Source organism: Quyinboa sediminis (assembly GCF_042219855.1).
In the GTDB taxonomy this organism is placed as follows: domain Bacteria; phylum Bacteroidota; class Bacteroidia; order Bacteroidales; family UBA5342; genus JBHJHP01.
Map to the genome: position 1 here is coordinate 981,553 of NZ_JBHJHP010000001.1, position 22,468 is coordinate 1,004,020.

Here is a 22,468-nt window from a genome sequence, read left to right on the forward strand (position 1 = left end):
TATTTCTGACCCAAAAATAGTGAATCGTTATGTTAATAGGTGATAAAGTCACAGAATATTTAAACCTCTGCTAAAATTTTAATAATTTTGAACCTGGTGTTCAATACCATATTAAAATGCATAGTGCATTTTTTATATTTGACTGAAAATGATTAATATTGCATCCTTGTGAAGAATAAGTGTACATTGTACACGAACCCACACGTTAATAGCAAAATAATTATAATCCAATTAATAGTATGTCAGAAAACAGTAACGATTTAATGAAGAAAGCAGCGGATAATATCCGAATCTTATCTGCCGCAATGGTTGAAAAAGCAAACTCAGGACACCCCGGTGGTGCAATGGGTGGTGCTGATTTCATCAATGTATTATATACAGAGTTTTTACAATATGACCCGGATGATTTGTCTTGGTTCAACCGCGACCGGTTTTTCCTCGATCCCGGACATATGTCACCTATGTTATATTCGGTTCTAAGCCTGGGTGGTTACTTTTCTATGGAAGATCTTCAGAACTTCCGTCAATGGGGAAGCATTACTCCAGGACACCCTGAGGTGGATGTAAAACACGGTGTAGAGAACACGTCCGGTCCGTTAGGACAAGGACATACATATGCTGTAGGTGCAGCAATTGCAGCAAAATTTCTTGCAGCACGTTTTGGTGACTGGCTGAACCACACCATCTACACCTACATTTCAGATGGTGGTGTACAGGAAGAAATATCTCAGGGATCCGGCCGTATTGCAGGCCATCTTGGCTTAGGTAACCTGATTATGTTCTACGATTCCAATGATATTCAGCTTTCAACAGAAACAGATGTCGTTACCAGTGAAGAAGTAGGACAAAAGTATGCAGCATGGGGCTGGAATGTCATTGAAATTGTTGGAAATGACACATATGCCATCCGTAATGCACTGAAGCAGGCGAAACTGGTTACAGATAAGCCAACCATAATTATTGGTAAAACCATCATGGGTAAGGGTGCCGTAACAGAACAGGGTACTAACTTTGAAAGACAAACTTCCACACATGGTATGCCATTAAGCGGAGCTGGCGCATCTTTTGAGAAGACCATTGCCAATCTTGGTGGTGATCCTGAAAATCCATTCCTGGTTTTTGACGAGGTAAAATCGTTCTACGAAGCCCGCAAAGCTGAGTTACGGAAAATTGCTGCTGCTAAAAAGGCTGAAAAAGCTGCCTGGGCCAAAGAAAACCCGGAAGCCGCTGCTAAATTCGAATCTTTTGTAAATGGCGACATTCCAAATATTGACTGGGCTGCTATCGAACAGAAAGCAAATACTGCTACACGTGGTGCTTCAGGTGCTGTGCTTTCAGTACTGGCTAAAGAAGTGGACAATATGCTGGTAGCTTCTGCCGACTTATCCAACTCGGATAAAACCGATGGATTCCTCAAAAACACCAAAGCATTGCAAAAAGGTGATTTCTCTGGTAAATTCCTTCAGGCAGGTGTAAGCGAATTAACCATGGCAGCTTTAATGAATGGTATTGCATTACATGGAGGTGTTATTCCAGCCTGTGGTACTTTCTTTGTATTTTCTGATTATATGAAACCAGCCGTTCGTATGGCAGCACTCATGGAGCTTCCGGTAACTTATATCTGGACGCACGATGCTTTCCGAGTAGGTGAAGACGGACCAACACACGAACCGGTGGAACAGGAAGCACAGATCCGACTGTTGGAAAAACTTCAGAATCATAACGGACACAATAGTATGCTGGTTTTAAGACCTGCAGACGGACAGGAAACAACTGTCGCGTGGAAAATGGCTATGGAAAACAGATCCACTCCTACTGCCTTAATTCTGTCACGACAGAATATTACTGACCTGCCGGCAAAATCAAGCCGCTATGAGGAAGCATTGCAGGCGGGTAAAGGCGCATATATCGTTACAGATTCAGACGGTACGCCGGATGTGGTACTGATCGCCAGTGGTTCTGAAGTTTCAACGCTGGTTGAAGGAGCTGAACTGTTGCATAAGGATGGTATCAAAACCCGCATTGTTTCAGTGCCATCTGAAGGCCTTTTCCGTAATCAGTCAAAAGAATACCAGGAATCGGTTATTCCATCAGGTGCAAAAGTATTTGGTTTGACCGCAGGTCTGCCCGTTAACCTTGAAGGACTGGCCGGTGCAAACGGGAAAGTATTTGGGTTGAATTCCTTTGGATTTTCAGCTCCTTACAAAGTACTGGATGAAAAACTGGGATTTACAGGAGAAAATGTTTACAACCAGGTAAAGGATTTTCTTAAATAAATATTCATCATAACGTATTAAAAGCCGGTCACAAATTGTGACCGGCTTTTTTATTTAAATCAATTTACAATCTGTTAAAGCATAGAATAGGAAATTTACATGCGAATTATGAAAAATTCATAGTCTGATTAGAAAATTTTGATAGTCATTACCGTGTAAGTATAAAATCAGCGATATAAGTGTTAGTTTATTATGGAAACGTGATATAAAGATGTCAGCATTGTCATTACTTTTATGAGCAGGAAAAAATACTCATACATTCCTTAAGGATGTATGGATACAACAAATAATTATTAATACAGGAAAATAAAATTTTAAAATAGATTTTTTCATACACAATCACTAATGTTAGTTAGCACAGCCGTTCCCCCGGAACGGCTTTTTTATGTTTAAATTCAGGCCAAATCAACGCTGTATTTTCTCACTTTTTTAGCACAAAGCTCTGCATTAAAACGAAAAAAGCCTCTCAAAACTGAGAAGCTTTTAACGGTACCCGGAGCGGGACTTGAACCCGCACAACCATCACTGGTTACTGGATTTTAAGTCCAGCGCGTCTACCAATTCCGCCATCCGGGCAACAATATCTTTAATTTTTTGATGGCTATTTTAATTATTTCGCTAAAAGCGTTCCTTTCAGCGCATCTACCATCCCGATAGTTATCGGGACCGCCATCCGGGCAACAATATCTTTAATTGTTTGATGGCTATTTTAATTATTTCGCTAAAAGCGTTCCTTTCAGCGCATCTACCATCCCGATAGTTATCGGGACCGCCATCCGGGCAACAATATCTTTAATTGTTTGATGGCTATTTTAATTATATCGCTAAAGGCGTTCCTTTCAGCGCGTCTACCATCCCGATAGTTATCGGGACCGCCATCCGGGCAACAATATCTTTAATTGTTTGATGGCTATTTTAATTATATCGCTAAAGGCGTTCCTTTCAGCGCGTCTACCATCCCGATAGTTATCGGGACCGCCATCCGGGCAACAATAACTGTGGATGACTTATTTCAATGAAACCTGCTCATTTGAGCGGTGCAAATATAATGGTGTTTTCTTTTTTTCCAAAATTGAAATGCCAATTATTTCCCCTTAATCAGCTTTTTTATTTCATTGAGTTTATTCAATGCCTCAACCGGCGTCAGATTATTTACATCCGTATTCAGAATTTCATCCCTGATTTGTGATAAAACAGGATCATCAAGCTGAAAAAAGCTCATCTGAAAACCTTCCCGTTGCTGCCCTATTTTATCCACCGGTTTCGATATACCCGATTTACGGTTATCGGTCTCCAGTTGTTTCAGAATATCCTCTGAACGTTTCACCACACTTTTAGGCATTCCGGCCATTGCTGCCACATGAATACCGAAACTGTGTTCACTCCCACCGCGAACCAGTTTACGTAAAAACAGAATCTTATCATCCAGCTCTTTTACGGAAACATTGAAGTTTCTGATCCTTTTAAAACTTTTTTCCATTTCGTTCAGCTCGTGGTAATGTGTGGCAAACAAGGTTTTAGCCTTTGCCTTTGGATGCTCATGGATATGCTCCACGATGGACCAGGCAATAGAGATGCCATCGTAAGTGCTTGTTCCACGACCAAGCTCATCAAACAAAATCAGACTGCGGTCCGAAATATTGTTCAAAATACTTGCAGCCTCGTTCATCTCAACCATAAATGTGGATTCTCCGAGTGAGATGTTATCAGATGCACCAACACGGGTAAAAATCTTATCCACCACACCTATTTTTGCACTCTGAACCGGAACAAAAGACCCAACCTGGGCCATTAGTACAATCAAAGCTGTCTGTCGAAGCAATGCCGATTTACCGGCCATATTAGGACCGGTAATGATGATAATCTGCTGAGAACTGCTATCCAGCAAAACATTATTTGAAATATACTCTTCTCCCAGCGGCAATTGCGTTTCAATCACCGGATGGCGTCCTTCTGCGATATCGATTACTTCAGAATCGTTCACCTCAGGCCGAACATATTTGTTTTCTTTAGCCACACGGGCAAACGACAGCAGACAATCCAGTTTAGCAATGAGATTGGCATTTAACTGAATCGGAGCCACATACTCTGCAAGATCATAAACCAGCTGATTATATAATTTTGCCTCAAGATCCTGTATTTTCTCTTCTGCGCCAAGAATTTTAGATTCATATTCCTTCAGCTCTTCCGTAATATAGCGCTCAGCATTTACCAAAGTCTGCTTTCGGATCCATTCCGTCGGCACCTTATCTTTATGCGTATTTCTGACTTCGATGTAGTAACCAAATACATTGTTAAAGGCCACCTTCAGACTTGGAATGCCGGTCCGCTCAGTCTCCCGCTGCTGCATTTTTACCAGGTAATCTTTACCTGAATATGCCAGATCACGTAAAGTATCGAGTTCATCATTTACACCGGTTTTTATTACATTCCCTTTCTGAACAAGCGATGGCGGGTCATCATTGATCTCTTTCCTGATCCTTTCCCTTATGGTATCGCATGGATTAAGTTGTTCTGCCAGCCGCTGTAATCCGGTATGATCTGTGGCTGCACAGGCCTCCTTAACAGGTATAATGGCATCAAGGGCTACTCTTAGCTGCACCACTTCCCTCGGTGAAATGCGGGATACAGATGCTTTTGATATGATTCTTTCCAGGTCGCCGATCAGGTTGATTTTTTCTTCCAGTAGAGTCTTGAATTCCGGTGTTTTGAAAAAATGATCCACTATATCGTGCCGTTCTGAAATAGCTCTTATATCTTTCAACGGAAAAGCAACCCAGCGTTTTAACAACCTTGACCCCATGGGGGAAATGGTTCGGTCCATCACATCCACCAAAGCGGCACCTCCTTCATTTATGGGATGAAACAGCTCCAGGTTTCTGATAGTGAAGCGGTCCAGCCAGACAAAACGTTCCTCTTCAATGCGTGAAATGGAGGTAATATGGCCCAGCTGCCTGTGATGCGTGATATCTAGATAATGCAAAACAGCACCGGCAGCTGTTATACCGGTTTTTAAAAGCTCAACGCCATATCCTTTCAGATTTTTTGTCTTAAAATGCTTTATCAGCCTGTCATAGGACGATGAATATTCAAAAACCCAGTCCTCCAGTTCGTAGGTAAAAAGTTTAGTTCCGAATGCTTCCCTGAACTGCTGCTTCTTATTGCGCTCAAACAGGACCTCCTTTGGTGCAAAACTGTTAAGCAGTTTATCAATGTATTCCAGTGTGCCTTCAGCCAGAAGAAACTCTCCCGTTGAGATATCCAGAAACGACACTCCGGCTTTATTCTTTTCGATATGAACGCTGGCCAGAAAATTATTTTCCTTGTGGTTAAGGATATTATCGTTGATAGAAACACCCGGTGTAACCAGTTCTGTGATACCCCGCTTTACGATATTCTTGGTTGTTTTCGGGTCCTCCAGCTGTTCACATACCGCTACACGCAAACCGGCTCTGACCAACTTGGGCAGATAGGTGTCCAGTGCATGATGCGGAAATCCGGCCAGTTCGACATAAGAAGCAGATCCGTTGGCTCTACGGGTCAGTGTAATTCCCAGAACCTGTGAGGTTTTAATGGCATCATCAGAAAAAGTTTCATAGAAATCCCCTACCCTGAACAACAGTATGGCATCCGGATGCTTATCCTTGATCTGGTAATACTGCTTCATTAAAGGTGTTTCAACTGCTTTCTTTCCCTGGGCCATAATCTTACATTCTGAATATGCAAATATAAGACATCGCCACGGTGAAGCCGAAAAGCCTGTAAAAAGTTTTAAACAAATATTTAAAATACTGTACTCTTGGTTTTATTCCATTAAATTTGCAGGAATCATAAAAAAACGGTCATGCAAAAGACACTTTTATTAACCGGTATAGCGCTGATTATGGGTGGATTAATCCCGGTTCAAAGCAGCCTCAATGCATTTCTTGGTCAACAGCTCAAAAGTCCGCTTCAGGCCACTTTCATCAACTTTGCAGCCGGACTGCTCCTGTCCATATTCCTGTTACTGTTTGTGTTCAGGGTTACCATCCCATCCATGGCTGTACTTAAGGAGATTCCCTGGTACTACTATTTTGGAGGATTTATCGGGGTAAGTTTTGTTACCATGGTCGTCATGCTGACCCCTAAAATCGGTATCACCAATGTGTTGGCCGGTGCCCTTGTCGGTCAGCTTATAATCTCGGCCATAATGGACCATTTCGGCCTGCTGAACCTGAATGTGCATCCCATAACCTGGAACCGGGTATTTGGTATCATTTTCTTAATCATAGGCATCATTTTAACTCAAAAATAGCATGAAAACCAGGCGTTTATCCATTCTACTACTGATTATAATTGCCGGCGCATTTCTTGTTATAAACTTTAACAGGGGAGAATACATCCGGAATCAGGGGTATATTCACGGCACGATTTATCACTTTATTTACAACAGTCCGGACAAAAAAGACTTGCAAAGCATCCTGGAGCAGGAGATGCATCAGTTCGACAATTCACTGTCTACATTTGTACCAACATCCACCATATCAAAGATAAACAGCAATACAGAAATGTCAACGGACTCACTTTTTGAAGTTTTATACAAACGGTCCGTAGAAATTTCGGATCAAACGGATGGAGCCTTTGATATGACCGTTGCACCACTTGTAAATGAATGGGGATTCGGTTATGAAAAATCGGAGGACAGTACCGTGAGCAAACATATCATTGATTCTTTACTTGACTTTACCGGCTATAAAATGGTTCATCTTGTGGATCACAAAATAGCTAAGGATGACCCCAGAATAAAACTCGATGCCAGTGCTATAGCCAAAGGGTTTTCGGTGGATATGGTTGCAAATCTTCTTGAAAAATACCATGTTAAGGATTACATGGTGGAAATTGGAGGAGAAATCCGGGTGAAAGGCAAAAATCCTAAAGGACGGAAATGGGTTATTGGCATAGATAAACCCATCGATGATCCTTCAGTGTCGCATGAAGAGCTGCTGCAAACCATTGATATTACCAACAAAGCGATCGCCACATCCGGCAATTACCGGAACTTCTATGTAAAAGATGGTATTAAATACAGCCACACCATTGACCCGTCTACCGGATATCCGGTGCATCATAACCTTTTGAGCGCTACAGTAATTGCCGATGACTGCATGACAGCCGATGCTTATGCCACAGCCTGTATGGTTTCAGGAGTTGAAAAAAGCCTCTCCTTTGCTGAAATGAACAAAAACCTTGATATTTTCCTTATATACAGTGATGAAAACGGAGATCTGAAAACAGTCTCCAGCAATAATTTTGATTCATATTTGTCAAAAGAATGAATCCTGAGGAACTCATTAAAAAATATTATGCCGGAAATCCTGAAGCATTTGAAAAGCTGATGGTACACAGCACCATGGTCAGGAACAAAGCGCTGAATGTAGTGGATAATCACCCGGAATTGTTGGCAGACAGAGAGTTTGTGGAATCAGCAGCCATGCTGCACGATATTGGGATAATTTATACCGATGCGCCATCAATTGGCTGCAAGGGCAACTGGCCTTATATTGCGCACGGACACCTTGGAGCCGAGCTGTTGCGCAAAGAGGGATACCCTTTTCACGCAAGGGTCTGCGAGCGGCATACCGGAACAGGACTCACCCGCGAAGAAGTGGTCAACCAAAACCTACCCATTCCTCCATCGCGGTATATTCCTGAAACCATCGAAGAACTTATTATTTGCTATGCTGATAAGTTTTATTCCAAAGGTGATCTGACATACGAACATTCTGTGGATGAAGTGCTTCAAAATCTAAGCCGCTATGGAGAAGACAAAAAAGAGATCTTTTTAAAGTGGCATGAGATGTTTAAATGAAATAGATATAAGACCCAAGATATAAGATACAAGATATAAGATACAAGATATAAGATACAAGACCCAAGATACAAGACCCAAGATACAAGACCCAAGATACAAGACCCAAGATACAAGATACAAGACCCAGGATTCAATACTCAAGTATCTGGACCCAGGGGTTTAATAATTTCATTTAACTTTCCTAACTTTAAGCCTCAAATATAAAATAACATGGCTAAAACATTTAAATGGGCAATCATTGGAACCGGGCGTATTGCCAACGAAATGGCGCATGACCTACAGCTTTTAAAACATGTGGAAATCACAGCCGTTTTGTCCCGCACTCAGGAGAATGCTGAAAAATTTGCAAAAAAATACAATATCCCACACATTTTTGCCAGCCGTGATGAATTTGCAGCTTTTACAGAAGTTGATGTGGTATATGTTGCTTCGCCACACAATGCACACTTTGCCGACACCATGCTTTGCCTGGAGAGCGGGAAAAACGTGTTATGTGAAAAGGCAATGGCAGTCAATGCCGGGGAAGCAGCAGCCATGATTAACAAAGCCAGAGAAAAGAAGCTGTTTTTAATGGAAGCCATGTGGATGGCCTTTTTCCCAGCTATTAAAAAAGCACAGACATTGATTCAAAAAGGCAGGATAGGTGATGTTAGACAGATTGATGCCAATTTCTTTTTTTATAAAACGGATGATCCTGAACACCGCTTACTGAACCCTGATTTAGCGGGGGGAGCCTTACTGGACATCGGAATCTATGTCCTCTATTTTGCTGTCCTGATGATGAATGCGTTTCCTCAAAACAGTACATCAATAGCGCATCTGGGCAAAACAGGTGTAGATGAATCCTCATCGTATTTACTGAAGTTTAAAAACGGTGCAGTGGCTACACTTGCTTCCGGCGTTATGGTTGAGGCTGAACGTAATGCTGCTGTTTACGGAACAAAAGGAAAAATTCAGATTCCGTTATTCTGGAACCCGGATAAAATAACTGCTGTCAGGGATAACAAAAAGAAAACCTATAAATACAAACGTCAGGGAAACGGATTTACCTTTGAGGCCGAACATGTAATGGCATGTATTAAATCCGGTAAGATTGAAAGCGATATCATCACTCACGAACATTCTTTAAAATTATCAGAACTGATGGACAGTTTCCGAAGAGATTGGGGGCTGAAATATCCGTTTGAAAATTAAAGGACAACAGCATAGATTTTCAGTCCTGCAACATTAAGAATCTTATATTCTACCAAAACAACTTACAACAAGCTCAAACTATATTTTACTTTTCACCTTTTTCACTTTTTACTTTTACGTCATTCCCGTATCTTATTAAAACTGAATAATTTTTAAAAAACACATTTTTATTGCAGCTATACCTAATTATATTTTATCTTTACAAATTGTAATCTGAAATTGGCATTTTGCTTATTGAAACTGACAAAATGCTTTAAATATAAAGTGATTAGAAGGCCATTGAGGGGAAGATTAGGATACAGATTACCGGTTGAACAAAGGATTCAACCACCGGACTTGCTAAAAAAAAGAAGAATATAATGGAAAAACGATGGAATTTACGAACTCCATCAGATGAAGAACTAAAATTTATTAACGATTTATCCAAACAATTAAACATCAATAATGTATTAGCTCAGTTACTGGTACAACGGGGAATCAGATCATTTGAAGAGGCTAGGGAATTTTTCAGGCCACAGCTTGAAAACCTTCACGATCCTTTTCTGATGAATGATATGAGAGCTGCAGTTGACCGGTTGAATCTGGCCCTGGGGCATAAGGAGAGAATCCTGGTTTACGGAGATTATGATGTTGACGGAACTTCATCTGTGGCGTTGATCTACTCATTTTTAAGGCATTACACGTCCGCACTCGATTACTACATTCCTGACCGCTACACCGAAGGTTATGGTATTTCCTACGAAGGCATAGATTATGCGAAAGAGACCGGTGCATCACTTATTATAGCACTGGATTGCGGTATTAAGGCTATCGATAAGGTGGCATATGCCAAAGAAAAGGGCATTGATTTTATTATTTGTGATCACCATACACCTGATGAAACCTTACCGGATGCTGTTGCAGTGCTTGATCCGAAAAGACCGGACAGCACCTACCCTTTTAAACATCTTTCAGGTTGCGGTGTTGGCTACAAACTTTTGCAGGCTTTTGCCCTTGACAACCATATCAACTGTAAAGATGTACGGCGCTATCTGGACCTGGTGGTTGTAAGTATTGCCTCTGACATTGTCCCCATAACGGGAGAAAACAGAATTCTTGCATACTGGGGGCTGCGTAAACTAAACAGCAATCCGCGCATCGGATTAAAGACCATCATAGATATTTCAGGTCTTGACCGGAAAGAGATAACCATCAGTGATATTGTTTTTAAAATCGGGCCAAGAATTAATGCCTCGGGAAGGATGTACAGTGGAAAAGAAGCTGTTGAGCTTCTGGTAGCCACCGATCTTGAAGAAGCACGCGCAAAGTGCCTCGAGCTGAATGAATACAACCAGGAACGCAAGGATCTTGATAAAGGCATTACCGAGGAAGCATTACAACACATTGAAGACAATACTGAACTACAGAATAAAAAGTCCACTGTTCTTTATAACCCGGAGTGGCACAAGGGCATTATTGGTATCGTAGCATCACGGTTGATTGAAAGATACTACCGCCCGACCATAATTCTGACAAAATCAAATGACAAGATAACCGGTTCAGCACGTTCGGTGGCCGGTTTTAATATTTACAACGCCATAGAACACTGCAAGGATCTTCTCGAAAACTTTGGCGGTCATAAGTTTGCCGCGGGTCTGACCATGAAAGAAGAGAATCTGGAAGCGTTTAAAGAACGTTTTGAAGATTTTGTGGCTTCCAAGATTCAACCGGTTCAGACTATACCACAAATTGATATCGATGCTCGTTTAAATTTTTCAAGCATCACGCCCAAGTTTTTCAGAATTCTTTCACAGTTTGCACCATTTGGTCCTGAAAATATGAAACCCGTATTTATTACCGAGAACGTAAGGGATACCGGAGGAACACGACTGGTTGGTAAAGATGCTGACCATCTGAAGGTTGAACTGGCAGATCCTGAAGATGGTATTATTCTGGGTGGTATTGGTTTTTCTATGAGTCAGTTTAACGACCATCTGAAGAAATCACGTCCCGTGGATATATGTTATACCATTGAAGAAAATTCATTTAACGGAAATCGCTATATCCAGTTGATGATTAAAGATATCAAAGAGAAATAGCAGGCTTGGAACTCAGGGATATTATCGGCTTTTATGACACGCTTCCCTTCCGTTTTGAATCAGGGAGCGGACAGACTCATCTGCTAAAGGGGCTGTCAGGTTCGGCTCAGGCCTTAATGGTGGCCAGAATGTTTTCCGAACACAAAGGACAGCATGTTATCTTCATTGAAGACAAAGAGGAAGCCGCCTATTTTTATAACGACCTCACTGCTTTGCTGACCGATAAGTCTGTATTCTTTTTTCCGTCCTCTTATAAACGATCCATACGTTACGGCCAGACTGAAGCTGCAGACATCATCCTGAGAACAGAAGCACTGAAAGCACTGCACTCCCGACGCCAGGCTCTCGTAGTAACCTATCCCGAAGCAGTGATAGAGACGGTGATTAAACCGGATGAGCTGGAAGAAAAGACACTGGAATTACATAAGGGTGAACAGGTTGACAAATCCTTTATTCAGCAGTTACTGGATGAACTGCAATTTGAACGCGTGGACTTTGTATATGAACCGGGACAGTATGCTGTACGCGGTGGGATTATTGATATTTTTTCATTCGCCCATGAAAATCCGTACCGCATTGATTTTTGGGGAAATGAGGTTGACAGTATCCGAACTTTTGATACAGAGACACAACTATCCATTGCCGTATGCGAAGAATTGACCATAGTACCGGATATTCGTAGCGGATTATCCCAACAAAAGAAAATAACACTGCTTGACTTCATCAAACAAAAAACCACACTTTGGTTTAATCAGGTTGATGTGTTTTGTCAGAGGCTTGATGAAATCAGAACATCGGTAAAGGAAGCGAGGGATGCAGCTGAGGGAGCAATGGAGAACGTGATTGACACCGGAAGTTTTAAATCTTCTCTTGAAGGTTTTGATCTCTTTATCCTGGGTAATTCACCATTTGGGAAGGATAATATTCAGGTAGACTATAATTTTACACCTCAACCTTTTTTTCACAAAAACTTTGATCTGCTTTTCGATGATCTGAAACAAAAAAAGACTGACGGTTATAAAATCTTTATTCTCAGCAACAGCGACAAACAGATAGAACGGCTGCGGGCTATTTTTGAGGATCAGGAAAAAGATATTGAATTTGAAGCCATAAAACCAACCGTACACCAGGGATTTATAGATAATGAGAAGAAACTCTGTTTTTATACGGATCACCAGATATTTGACCGCTATCATAAGTTTAAATTAAAATCAGACAGGCTACGGACCAATAAAGCCAGCCTGACCCTGAAGGAAATCAACCAGCTGAATCCGGGTGATTACGTGGTGCACACAGACCACGGTATTGGCCGTTTTGATGGGCTGACCCGGACAGAGATCAACGGGAAAATGCAGGAGGTGATCAAAATCAGCTACCGTGATAGTGACGTGCTGTTTGTGAGCATCCACTCTCTCCACCGTATATCAAAATACAAAAGTAAAGATGCGTCTCAACCTTCGGTGAATAAGCTGGGAACCGGTGCCTGGCAACGGCTGAAACAAAAAACCAAATCACGTGTAAAAGATATTGCCCGCGATCTGATAAAATTGTACGCCAAACGCCGTGAAGAAAGCGGATTCGCTTTCAGTCCCGATTCATTTATGCAAAACGAACTGGAAGCCTCGTTTATATACGAAGATACACCGGATCAGTTAAAGTCGACCCAGGCGATAAAAAATGATATGGAGCAGTCCATTCCAATGGACAGGCTCGTCTGCGGTGATGTGGGTTTTGGAAAAACAGAAGTAGCAATCCGGGCAGCGTTTAAAGCAGCCACAGATAATAAACAGGTTGCCGTGCTGGTACCAACCACCATCCTGGCATTTCAGCACTACAATACATTCAACGAACGGCTCAGGGAATTTCCGGTCAGGGTGGAATATATTTCCAGATTTCGTACAAGCGCCGAAATAAAGAAGATACTGAAAGATACCTCAGAAGGCAAGGTAGATATACTGATTGGCACCCACAGACTGACCAGCAAGGATGTACAGTTTAAAGATCTCGGCCTTTTAATCATTGATGAGGAGCAGAAATTCGGCGTCTCCATAAAAGAAAAACTCAAACAAATGCGGGTGAATGTGGATACACTTACATTGACGGCTACTCCGATTCCGCGTACTTTGCAGTTTTCATTGATGGGCGCCCGCGATCTGTCCATCATCAATACGCCACCACCTAACCGCTTTCCTATCCTAACGGAAGTTCACACCTTTAATGAAGACATTATACGTGAAGCCATCGCTTATGAACTGGACCGTGATGGCCAGGTGTTTTTTATTCATAACCGCATTCAGAACATTAAAGAGGTTGAGATGATGATCCGGAGAGCTGTACCCGATGCCCGAACCATTATCGGTCACGGACAGATGGATGGCAAAACACTGGAAAGGGTAATGCTGGATTTTATAGCCGGTGAATATGACGTTTTGATTGCGACCACCATCATTGAATCAGGTCTGGATATTCCGAATGCCAATACCATTATTATCAACGATGCCCAGAATTACGGCCTCAGTGATCTGCATCAGCTACGCGGAAGAGTCGGGCGCGCTAATAAAAAAGCGTTTGCCTATATCCTGGCTCCACCCGTTACTACATTGCCACAGGAAGCAAGGCGCAGACTGGAGGCCATTGAGAACTTTTCGGAACTGGGAAGTGGATTCCAGATTGCCCTCCAGGATCTTGACATTCGTGGTGCCGGAAACCTGTTGGGTGCAGAACAGAGTGGGTTTATTGAAAACATTGGATTGGAGACCTATCACAAAATCCTGAATGAGGCCATCCGTGAACTGGCGACTGAAGAGTTCAGCGACCTCTTTGCCAACCGGCAAACGGAACAGTTTACCAGTGGATTCTTTACAGATTGCCAGGTGGAAACAGACATGGCTCTGCAGTTTCCGACTGAATACATTGACAATACTGCGGAACGCATCAGCCTGTACCGCCGGCTCGATAACATCAATACCGAAGAAGAGCTTGGCAAATTTGAAAAAGAAGTGGAAGACCGCTTCGGGAAATTTCCTGAGGAAGTATTACAACTCATCAATGTAGTACGCTTGCGTTGGATGGCGCAAAAACTGGGCATAGAAAAACTGGTGCTACGAACCGGCAAGATGCTGGCCTATTTCATTCCTGATCAGGAAGATCCCTATTACAAAAGCGATGCATTTACCGGCCTGTTGAAATATTTGCAGGCTCATCCAAAATCATGTAAGATGAAAGAAAAAAACGAGCGCCTTTCATTGGTATTTCCGGAAGTTAAAAGTATAGATACGGCATTGAAAGTTCTTTCGCCAATAATACAATCAATGAATAATTAATAGTGAACAATGTATAATTCGGATTGATCGGTTATCTTCCCTGTTCAGATAAATTCAGTGTTCTCGCTGATTAGCGCTGATTAAGCCGAATATTTCCCCGGTCCCGATAGCTCCGAAGGAGTGTCAGTATGGTAGAAAAATGTGTATGAAATGTAAAGCATGGCCGCGCAGAACAAAGCAATTTCCGGTTGTTATTCTTGTATGCCATTGGTCATGGTAGATTAATGCAAGAAATTAAATATCTTTCCAGACATACGGCCCTCTGTTTTAATTATGATCTTCTTAGTCGAACATACTTTCGCCTCTACGAGGCTTGATTATTACAGATAACTTTAAATCGTAATCGTGTTTTGTCTTTATGATGGAACCGGTAATTCCCAATTCCACATTCGTAGTTCGTAATTAATTAAGCAGCGGTAGCTTTGTGCCTTCGTTCAGGGTCAGTTGAAGGTAAAAATCAATATCACTGTCAATCTGGTCCAGCACATAGCGCTTTTCATCCGGGTCCTTAATCTCATCTTCCAACTGGTAGAAGGTCAACAGGTCTTTGTAATCGAGCAACATATTAATTTTGTCATTGATGTTTTCAGGTCTCATGATCAATCGTTTTAAAAGGTCTTTCTTTTACACCATCAAATTTATAAACCCTTACCCTATTTCTGTTTGAAATTAAATGAAGTTTCAGTGACATTAACATTACATAACAGATGACCCAAAATATGGCAGGATGACAACAATCGTTGACTTATTAGACAATATTTTGTAACTTTCTGATTGTCAACCTCAACATCTCACATCATGCAAAAAATAACACTTGTATTTTTTACCGCAATACTCCTGTTAAGCTGCGGGGAAACAGAAGAATCATTCAACTATATCCAGGTAACCATTACCGGAACCGTATCTGTAGTTAAAATTATAGATGGTGTATATGAACTCGACAATCCTGTTGCAGCAGAACCCATAGATATGACCTTAATTAAAGCCGGAGGAGAACGGTTTCAGGAAACCGGAACGACAGGGACAGGAGGTAAAACATCCATAACAACCACCTTTAACCTTTATAAAGAGCAACCCATTGAATTCATCGCTGTACCTGTCAATCATCCGGAAGAAGCAAAATCAGGGAAATTATCATGGGAGAAGGCTAACGATCTGGCTGATGACAGTGGTGACCTATCAAAACTGAGAACACTAAGCTATGAGATATATGTTGTAGTAGGGATAATACAGTAAAGGTACTCTCTTTAAATCCGGATACAAGAAAAAGACGCCTTGGAAAGACGTCTTTTTAGTTGATTTCAAACAATTTATTTATGAATTAATTAGATACCTTGAACCTAACCAGTCTCAAAGGTACTCCAGTGGCATTTTTCAATCTTTGTAATCCATAGATATAGCCATCCCGGAAAACCATTTTCGATGGCATTATGGACAGGTCATAATCATCACACTCAATACTACTCTGGCACACAAATTGGCCATTATTCTTATAGATCCATACATTGAATTTGTTTTCTCCTTCTTCTTTAGGAAATTCGAAAAACAACAAATTTCCATCTGAATCTTTAATTATGTTTGAAAAGACAGGAATCTGAATCGGATCTTTAATTTTATTCAGATCATCTTCCATCATACCAATTATACTTTTAAGAGCTTTACTATTTTCCTCTTTTGAGACCCAGCCGGCTAACTGCGGATTCTCAAGACTTTTATATTTTTCAATAGCTTTTTGCTGTATTTTTTTCTGATCCTCAACTGTGATATAATTCCTGCCCCAGGATATTTTGTCTTTAGTTATAAAATTACCACTGAAATCGTAAACGGATATTTCAGCATTAACGGGATCTGCAATTATTAATTTACCTTTAGTTGATTCAATTTGAGGAGAAGCCTTTAAACCATTAGACTTTGAAAATGGCATGGTATTAAGTGATATCATTCCCCTTTCCTTAAATTTATAACTATAGTTGAACAGGTCACAATGCTCAGAATCACACCGGTCAGTAAAATGTTCCCAGACCACTTTCTGCTCATTTGTATTATAGTCAACAATAGCAACAAAATCCCGATACCTGTTTTTCCAGATAACCCAGCCAACCACAGCAAATTTATTTTCACCAAGGGGAATCATTTGTCGGGTCATATAATCCAGTTTCAATGTTTTTATATAATTTCCGTCAAAATCAAAACAGTACATATTCCCCATATTATCAAGTCCGGCGAAAAATTCACTACCGTTCATAACGCCCTGGATATCTTTAATTTTATTAAACGTTTTACCACTTTTATTTACTATGCCAAATTCATTGACAAAATTTCCTTTGTCGTCAAACTTTGTATAAAAATTCTGATTTGGGTTATTGACGACAACAGACCCGTCCGGCATCATAACCAGTGATTTAAGCAAACCAGCCGGTTGACCATAAATCGAATCATTATAAGAAGCGAATACCTTATTCCAGTCATTATGTTGTGCATAAGTTTTGTCAGGAATCAGTTTCACTGTACCTGATTTGTACCTTTCAAGTAATGATTGTGCCGAAATAAGTTGAATGGCAATCATTAAAATAAAGATTAGTCCAGCCCTTTTCATATTATTTAATTTACAAGTTATTTACATCTAATTGTGAAATATTTCCCTCAGGATCTACAATCGTAATAGTCAAATCCTGTTGCATTATTGAACGGTTTGCATCATACATATCATTCCTTATGGGCAAATAGAGCATTTCATCATCAGTTTTTACAGAACGATTCGGTGTAAAAAGTAAAACAAAAATAATGACTGCAGCAGCGGAAACAATATATAGTGTTCTTTTAAAACCAGGACGATAGTTTTTAACGGAACGTTCAGAGTATTGGAATTCAGGAACCTCGTTTAAACTGTTTGGCATACGACTTAACAACTGTTTAATTCCAATAGCAATATTTTTTTGGTGTATAACTTTTTCAGCACAACTATCACATTCAGAAACATGTCCTTTGATCTGCTGAATCTGCTGTTCTGAAAATTCACCGTCAATATATTGTTGTATCTGCTCTTCATTAAGACACTTCATAGTTCATTTTTTTAAGTCGTTCATTAAGCTTTTGAAGAATCCGGGATAATGTTTTTCCCACGGATGTCACTTTTATACCGGAAACCTCCGATATTTCCCGGTATGATAAACCTTCGCTATAAAGCAATACTAAAGCCCTGTCTTTAGGTTTTAACTGCAACAACGCTTTGTGTACAGTTTCATATCCTGGTTCAACGTCAACATGTTCTTCTGTAACATTCAGTTTTTCAACATATCCAATATCAACACGGTTCTTTAACTGCCTGGAGTAATCAATGCATTTATTAATCGTAGCCCTGAATAACCAACTTTTGATATTGTTAATTTCATGACCGTTTTGCTGCTTTTGAAAAAAATATAAAAATACCTCCTGCACAATGTCACTGACAGCATCTCTGTCGTTTACCATCCTGAATGCAATACCATACATTCCGGGGTAATTATCTTTATATACGGTGTCAAAACTGGTCAATGGAACCTTGTTTTACATATATGTCTGAAATAATTGAATTTTGTGACAAAAAAAGATGTATTAATGAAACATCAGTAAACCAGAATTAAGTTATGCCTCATCATTGGGATCAACAAAATAATTTTTAAAAGCCTGATTAATTATTCTTTTATATACAAATCTGTCCAAACCAATCTGAATATTCAGGTTGAATATTATAACAACCGAAACAATACCTAAAAAAACGAATGTATCAGATCCTGATATCAGGATTAAAAATAACATCAGAACAAACAGGATTGGCATGAAAGTCATAATCACACGATACCATGGCGAAAGCCGGACTTTACCTTTTATCGTTATTATGCTATTTTGACACGTAATATCACCCTCAAAATTCGTCAGAAAAATTGATAAATACCTACGATAAGTGAATGCATCCATTAAACTGATCCAGTTTTTTTTAAGGTATATGCTGTCTTCAGTCAGTACAATCCTGTAATTTGGTTGCTCTTTGGCAAAAGATTCAATATTCCTTTTAAACAGACTAAAATCGCCTTCTTTATGTATTTCGAACCTGGTAACTTTGTCCAACATTTTCAGGTAATTTGATTATATTCACACTGTCTAAAATTATGTAATTCAGATGTTATTTGCAATATTGTTATGCCGTTAAATCAAAATCCCTCGTCCCTCCGTTGGCTTCGGGACACTCCCTTTTAAAAAGGAAGACATCTCTTGATTCGTAATTCGATCAAATCTTTCAACGCTCATTTTCAGAAAGAACTTAGTCCACAAAGGATATTGCATTTATCCTGATACATGATACATGATACTTGTGTCTGATAAAGAATTATCATACTTTTATAAAAACAAAGTATTGGAAAATCTCACCATCTATAAAGCTTCTGCGGGTTCCGGTAAAACATACCGCCTGGTTCGCGAGTACATTTTATTGTTATTTCAGAACCGGTACAACTTCAGGCATATTCTGGCGGTAACCTTTACCAATAAAGCCACAGCAGAAATGAAAAGCAAGGTGGTAAATGAACTGTTCCTGCTTTCAAAGCCGGATACCGAAAACCGGAAAAGCGAACACCGTCAGGCATTAAAAGAGGCCTTCCCGTTTATGAGTGAGGCCGAAATAATGAAAATCGCCGTAAATATTCTGAGCCTGATCCTGAATAATTATTCGCACTTTTTCATTTCCACCATCGATAAGTTTTTCCAGTATATCATCAAATCATTTTCCAAAGAGCTTGGGATCTTCAACAACTATAATCTGCAACTGGATAACAGGACGATTCTGACCGAAGCCGTTGAGCAGCTTTTTATGAACCTGGAAGAAACGGAACAATCGGAGCTGCTGAACTGGTTGACTGTTTATGCTGAAAGCCGTGTGGAAGAGGGTGAAAAATACGACATTACGGGAGATATCATCCGATTGGGGAATGAACTGTTTAAAGAAGGTTTTAAAACGGAAAAACAGAACCTTTTTGATGCGCTGAAAGACAAACAAACCATGCTCTCCATATCAAAAGATCTGAAAAAACGGATCAGATTGCTTGAAAATGAGTTTGTCATATTCGGTGAAAAAGGTCTGGAAATGATCGAGAATTTCGGTCTTGAAATTACCGATTTTAAATATGGTAAAGGCACTGGTTTAAATGTATTTGCTAAACTTGCCAATCGTAATATAGATAAAGAACTGCTGAAAAAGCGTACTCTGGATATGGCTGAAGATGACAATGCCTGGGTCACCAAAAGCAGTACCCTTATTAACGAAGTCGCAACAGCGAGAGATAACGGTTTAAAAGCGCTGTTGCTTGAATATCTTGCGTTTCATGATGATAATTTTGAACTACTGCAATCGCTGAGCGCTATATCGCGCAATTTTTTCACCCTGGGTATTTTTATTGATCTTCACCAGTCTGTTAAGGCCTATACAGAAGAACACAACCTATTGCTCCTCTCCGATTCCAATGAGATGATCGACGCCATTATAGGCGACAATGATACACCTTTTATTTATGAAAAAGCCGGCAATACCTTCGGTTATTTCATGATCGACGAGTTTCAGGATACCTCCAATATGCAGTGGAAAAACTTTAAACCTCTCATCAGTAATAGTCTGGCCTTCGGACATCCAAACCTGCTGGTGGGCGATGTGAAACAATCCATATACCGGTGGCGTAACTCCGACTGGCAATTACTGGCCAATACTGTATATTCCGAATTTTCTGCTGAGCAGATCAATGATGAGTACCTGGATAAAAACTGGCGAAGCTCTGAAAACATTGTCCGCTTTAATAATTTCATTTTTGACCACGCTCCGGAAATCCTGCAGAATAACTTTAACAACAGTTATCCTTCGGAGAACAGGATTTGGGAACAAATGATAACAAGAGCCTATGAAAACCAAAGACAGGACATTACACATCAGGATGGGTATGGTTATGTTTACTTTAAAAATTTTGGAAAGAAAGAAGAGTTTGAAACAGAAGATATTTTAGAACAGACCGTTTCTTTTATTGAAAATGCTCAGGAGCGTGGTTACCAGCCCGGTGATATTGCTGTGCTGGTTCGTAAAAACAGCGAAGGTGCAGAGCTGATTAAATACCTGTTACATTATAAACACAGTGATAAAGCCAGATCGGATATCAGCTATGATGTCATCTCATCCGATTCGCTCATTCTGGGCGCATCCGAAGTACTGAGGTTCATAGTAAATGTACTAAATCTTGAAACAGAACCTGATAATCTGTTGCTGATTTCAGAGATAAACTACTTTATTTCGGCATCTGAACCGATCACAACCACCCGGTTTAATCCTGAAAAAGACAGACAAGTGGTACTGCATGATGCCATTGCAGAAAAACTCCATGGACTGGAAAAGTTGTCACTAAAGGAAAAAACAGATGCGATAATTCAACGGTTCAACCTGGAAGATGATCCGGAACAAATCATTTTTATTGAGGCCTTCCGTGATGTATTAAATGAATATGTCAAACGCTATGCATCTGATGTTTACGGATTTCTTAATCATTGGGATGAGATTCGCCTGAAGAGTTCGGTTCAACCGCCAAAAACAGAGAATGCCATACAGGTACTGACCATTCATAAAGCCAAGGGTCTGGAGTTTCCTATCGTCATTATTCCTTTTGCCAGCTGGAAGTTGGATATCGATAAAAACACGAATGTTGCCTGGTGCAAGGTGCCGGAGTCACTGAACCTACCTCTGCCGATCGTCCCTGTTCAGCTAACGAATGCATTGAAAGACACGGTGTTTAAAGATACGTTGATGGAGGAACAGTTGCTGACCAATGTGGATAATCTGAACCTGCTGTATGTTGCCTTAACAAGAGCAAAAACAGAGCTGTACATCCTGGGCTCGCTGGTTAACAGTAACAGTGTTACCACACTTCTGGATACCTGTTTAAAAAGTGTTTCGGACACCATGAACATCACTGAACATGAAGAGGGCTTTACAACTTTTGGTGAGTGCAAAGTCAGACAAAACAGACAGGAACAGACAGATCAGGCATCGCTGATGCATCTGGATGGGTTAACGGAAGCAAGTAAAACCAGTCCGGTGATCCGGCAGAATGCACCAAAGGTGTTTTCATTATCAGAAACTGATCTGATGGCCAAAGCACATATCGGGACTTTTTTACATGAAGCATTCAGACAGGGTAAAAATGCCGCTAATATTTGTCGAAACATTGAACGGCAATCGAGGGAAGGAAAGATTTCTTCAGATGAAAGTCAGAGGTTAATCGAAATCGTCACAGGCAAATTCAATCATCCGTTGATAAACCGCTGGTTTTCTTCACAGAACACTGTTTTGAATGAAATATCCATACGTCAAAAAGATCGCGAATGGCGACCCGATAAAGTGATTCTTAACGCTGGTCTTGTGGAAGTAATCGATTATAAATTTGGCGAGATTGATGATCCAAAATATCATCGCCAGGTGGCAACCTATAAGAACCTTCTCAACCGCATGGGCTTTTCCGAGGTAAAAGGGTACTTATGGTATGTGGCAATGGATAAGATAGTGGAAGTTTAAGAGTTGAAAGTTATAAGTTATAAGTTGTAAGTTGCAATTACCGTGAGTTGTAATCCGTGAATCGGGAGATGAGATGTAGATCTTAAGTTCTAAACCGTGTTTTAATGATAAAACGTCGGGCCTAGTCTCCCGGCTACATCCTGGGAATTAAGCAATTATTGTAT

The 22,468-nt window shown here is 40.4% G+C and carries 15 protein-coding genes and 1 tRNA gene; 9 read left to right on the plus strand and 7 right to left on the minus strand.

Annotated elements, in window-relative coordinates; translation table 11 throughout:
- The first annotated feature begins 239 nt into the window (after positions 1 to 239).
- Positions 240 to 2,276 (plus strand): transketolase family protein, encoded by a 2,037-nt coding sequence (locus ACE1EF_RS04120; RefSeq protein ID WP_375719351.1) that lies wholly within the window; start codon positions 240 to 242, stop codon positions 2,274 to 2,276.
- 490 nt (positions 2,277 to 2,766) lie between these two features.
- On the opposite strand, the gene ACE1EF_RS04125 is transcribed toward ACE1EF_RS04120, so the two are convergent.
- Positions 2,767 to 2,852, minus strand: a tRNA-Leu gene (locus ACE1EF_RS04125).
- A 508-nt stretch (positions 2,853 to 3,360) separates the two neighbouring features.
- Positions 3,361 to 5,979: a DNA mismatch repair protein MutS gene (gene mutS, locus ACE1EF_RS04130; protein ID WP_375719352.1), complete on the minus strand. Its 2,619-nt coding sequence runs from the start codon at positions 5,977 to 5,979 to the stop codon at positions 3,361 to 3,363.
- A 141-nt stretch (positions 5,980 to 6,120) separates the two neighbouring features.
- Between mutS and ACE1EF_RS04135 the strand changes: the two genes are divergently transcribed.
- The 6 genes from ACE1EF_RS04135 to mfd all read left to right on the plus strand — a co-directional run bounded on the left by ACE1EF_RS04135 (position 6,121) and on the right by mfd (position 14,722).
- A complete protein-coding gene (locus ACE1EF_RS04135; RefSeq protein ID WP_375719353.1) occupies positions 6,121 to 6,570 on the plus strand; it encodes a DMT family transporter in 450 nt (149 codons plus the stop codon).
- Position 6,571: 1 nt separating this feature from the next.
- Positions 6,572 to 7,591: an FAD:protein FMN transferase gene (locus tag ACE1EF_RS04140; RefSeq protein ID WP_375719354.1), complete on the plus strand. Its 1,020-nt coding sequence runs from the start codon at positions 6,572 to 6,574 to the stop codon at positions 7,589 to 7,591.
- A complete protein-coding gene (locus ACE1EF_RS04145) occupies positions 7,588 to 8,124 on the plus strand; it encodes an HDIG domain-containing metalloprotein (RefSeq protein WP_375719355.1) in 537 nt (178 codons plus the stop codon). The genes ACE1EF_RS04140 and ACE1EF_RS04145 overlap by 4 nt, the downstream gene beginning before the upstream one ends.
- Before the next feature lie 213 nt (positions 8,125 to 8,337).
- Positions 8,338 to 9,321: a Gfo/Idh/MocA family protein gene (locus ACE1EF_RS04150; RefSeq protein WP_375719356.1), complete on the plus strand. Its 984-nt coding sequence runs from the start codon at positions 8,338 to 8,340 to the stop codon at positions 9,319 to 9,321.
- Between the two features lie 359 nt (positions 9,322 to 9,680).
- Positions 9,681 to 11,399, plus strand: a complete 1,719-nt coding sequence (gene recJ / locus ACE1EF_RS04155) for a single-stranded-DNA-specific exonuclease RecJ (protein WP_375719357.1) — start codon at positions 9,681 to 9,683, stop codon at positions 11,397 to 11,399.
- A 5-nt stretch (positions 11,400 to 11,404) separates the two neighbouring features.
- Positions 11,405 to 14,722: a transcription-repair coupling factor gene (gene mfd / locus ACE1EF_RS04160; RefSeq protein ID WP_375719358.1), complete on the plus strand. Its 3,318-nt coding sequence runs from the start codon at positions 11,405 to 11,407 to the stop codon at positions 14,720 to 14,722.
- 402 nt (positions 14,723 to 15,124) lie between these two features.
- Here mfd and ACE1EF_RS04165 read toward each other — a convergent pair whose 3' ends face one another.
- Complete coding sequence (locus ACE1EF_RS04165) at positions 15,125 to 15,319, minus strand: hypothetical protein (RefSeq protein WP_375719359.1); 195 nt, start codon at positions 15,317 to 15,319, stop codon at positions 15,125 to 15,127.
- Positions 15,320 to 15,520: 201 nt separating this feature from the next.
- On the opposite strand from ACE1EF_RS04165, the gene ACE1EF_RS04170 reads away from it, so the two are divergent.
- Positions 15,521 to 15,958 (plus strand): hypothetical protein, encoded by a 438-nt coding sequence (locus tag ACE1EF_RS04170; protein ID WP_375719360.1) that lies wholly within the window; start codon positions 15,521 to 15,523, stop codon positions 15,956 to 15,958.
- A gap of 85 nt (positions 15,959 to 16,043) precedes the next feature.
- On the opposite strand, the gene ACE1EF_RS04175 is transcribed toward ACE1EF_RS04170, so the two are convergent.
- The 4 genes from ACE1EF_RS04175 to ACE1EF_RS04190 form a co-directional block, all read right to left on the minus strand.
- Complete coding sequence (locus ACE1EF_RS04175; protein ID WP_375719361.1) at positions 16,044 to 17,318, minus strand: hypothetical protein; 1,275 nt, start codon at positions 17,316 to 17,318, stop codon at positions 16,044 to 16,046.
- Positions 17,319 to 17,328: 10 nt separating this feature from the next.
- Positions 17,329 to 17,784 (minus strand): anti-sigma factor family protein, encoded by a 456-nt coding sequence (locus ACE1EF_RS04180; RefSeq protein WP_375719362.1) that lies wholly within the window; start codon positions 17,782 to 17,784, stop codon positions 17,329 to 17,331.
- Positions 17,771 to 18,256: an RNA polymerase sigma factor gene (locus ACE1EF_RS04185; RefSeq protein WP_375719363.1), complete on the minus strand. Its 486-nt coding sequence runs from the start codon at positions 18,254 to 18,256 to the stop codon at positions 17,771 to 17,773. Before ACE1EF_RS04185 ends, ACE1EF_RS04180 begins: the two co-directional genes overlap by 14 nt.
- 90 nt (positions 18,257 to 18,346) lie before the next feature.
- Positions 18,347 to 18,832 (minus strand): hypothetical protein, encoded by a 486-nt coding sequence (locus ACE1EF_RS04190; protein WP_375719364.1) that lies wholly within the window; start codon positions 18,830 to 18,832, stop codon positions 18,347 to 18,349.
- Between the two features lie 232 nt (positions 18,833 to 19,064).
- On the opposite strand from ACE1EF_RS04190, the gene ACE1EF_RS04195 reads away from it, so the two are divergent.
- Positions 19,065 to 22,304 (plus strand): UvrD-helicase domain-containing protein, encoded by a 3,240-nt coding sequence (locus ACE1EF_RS04195; protein ID WP_375719365.1) that lies wholly within the window; start codon positions 19,065 to 19,067, stop codon positions 22,302 to 22,304.
- Positions 22,305 to 22,468: the final 164 nt, after the last annotated feature.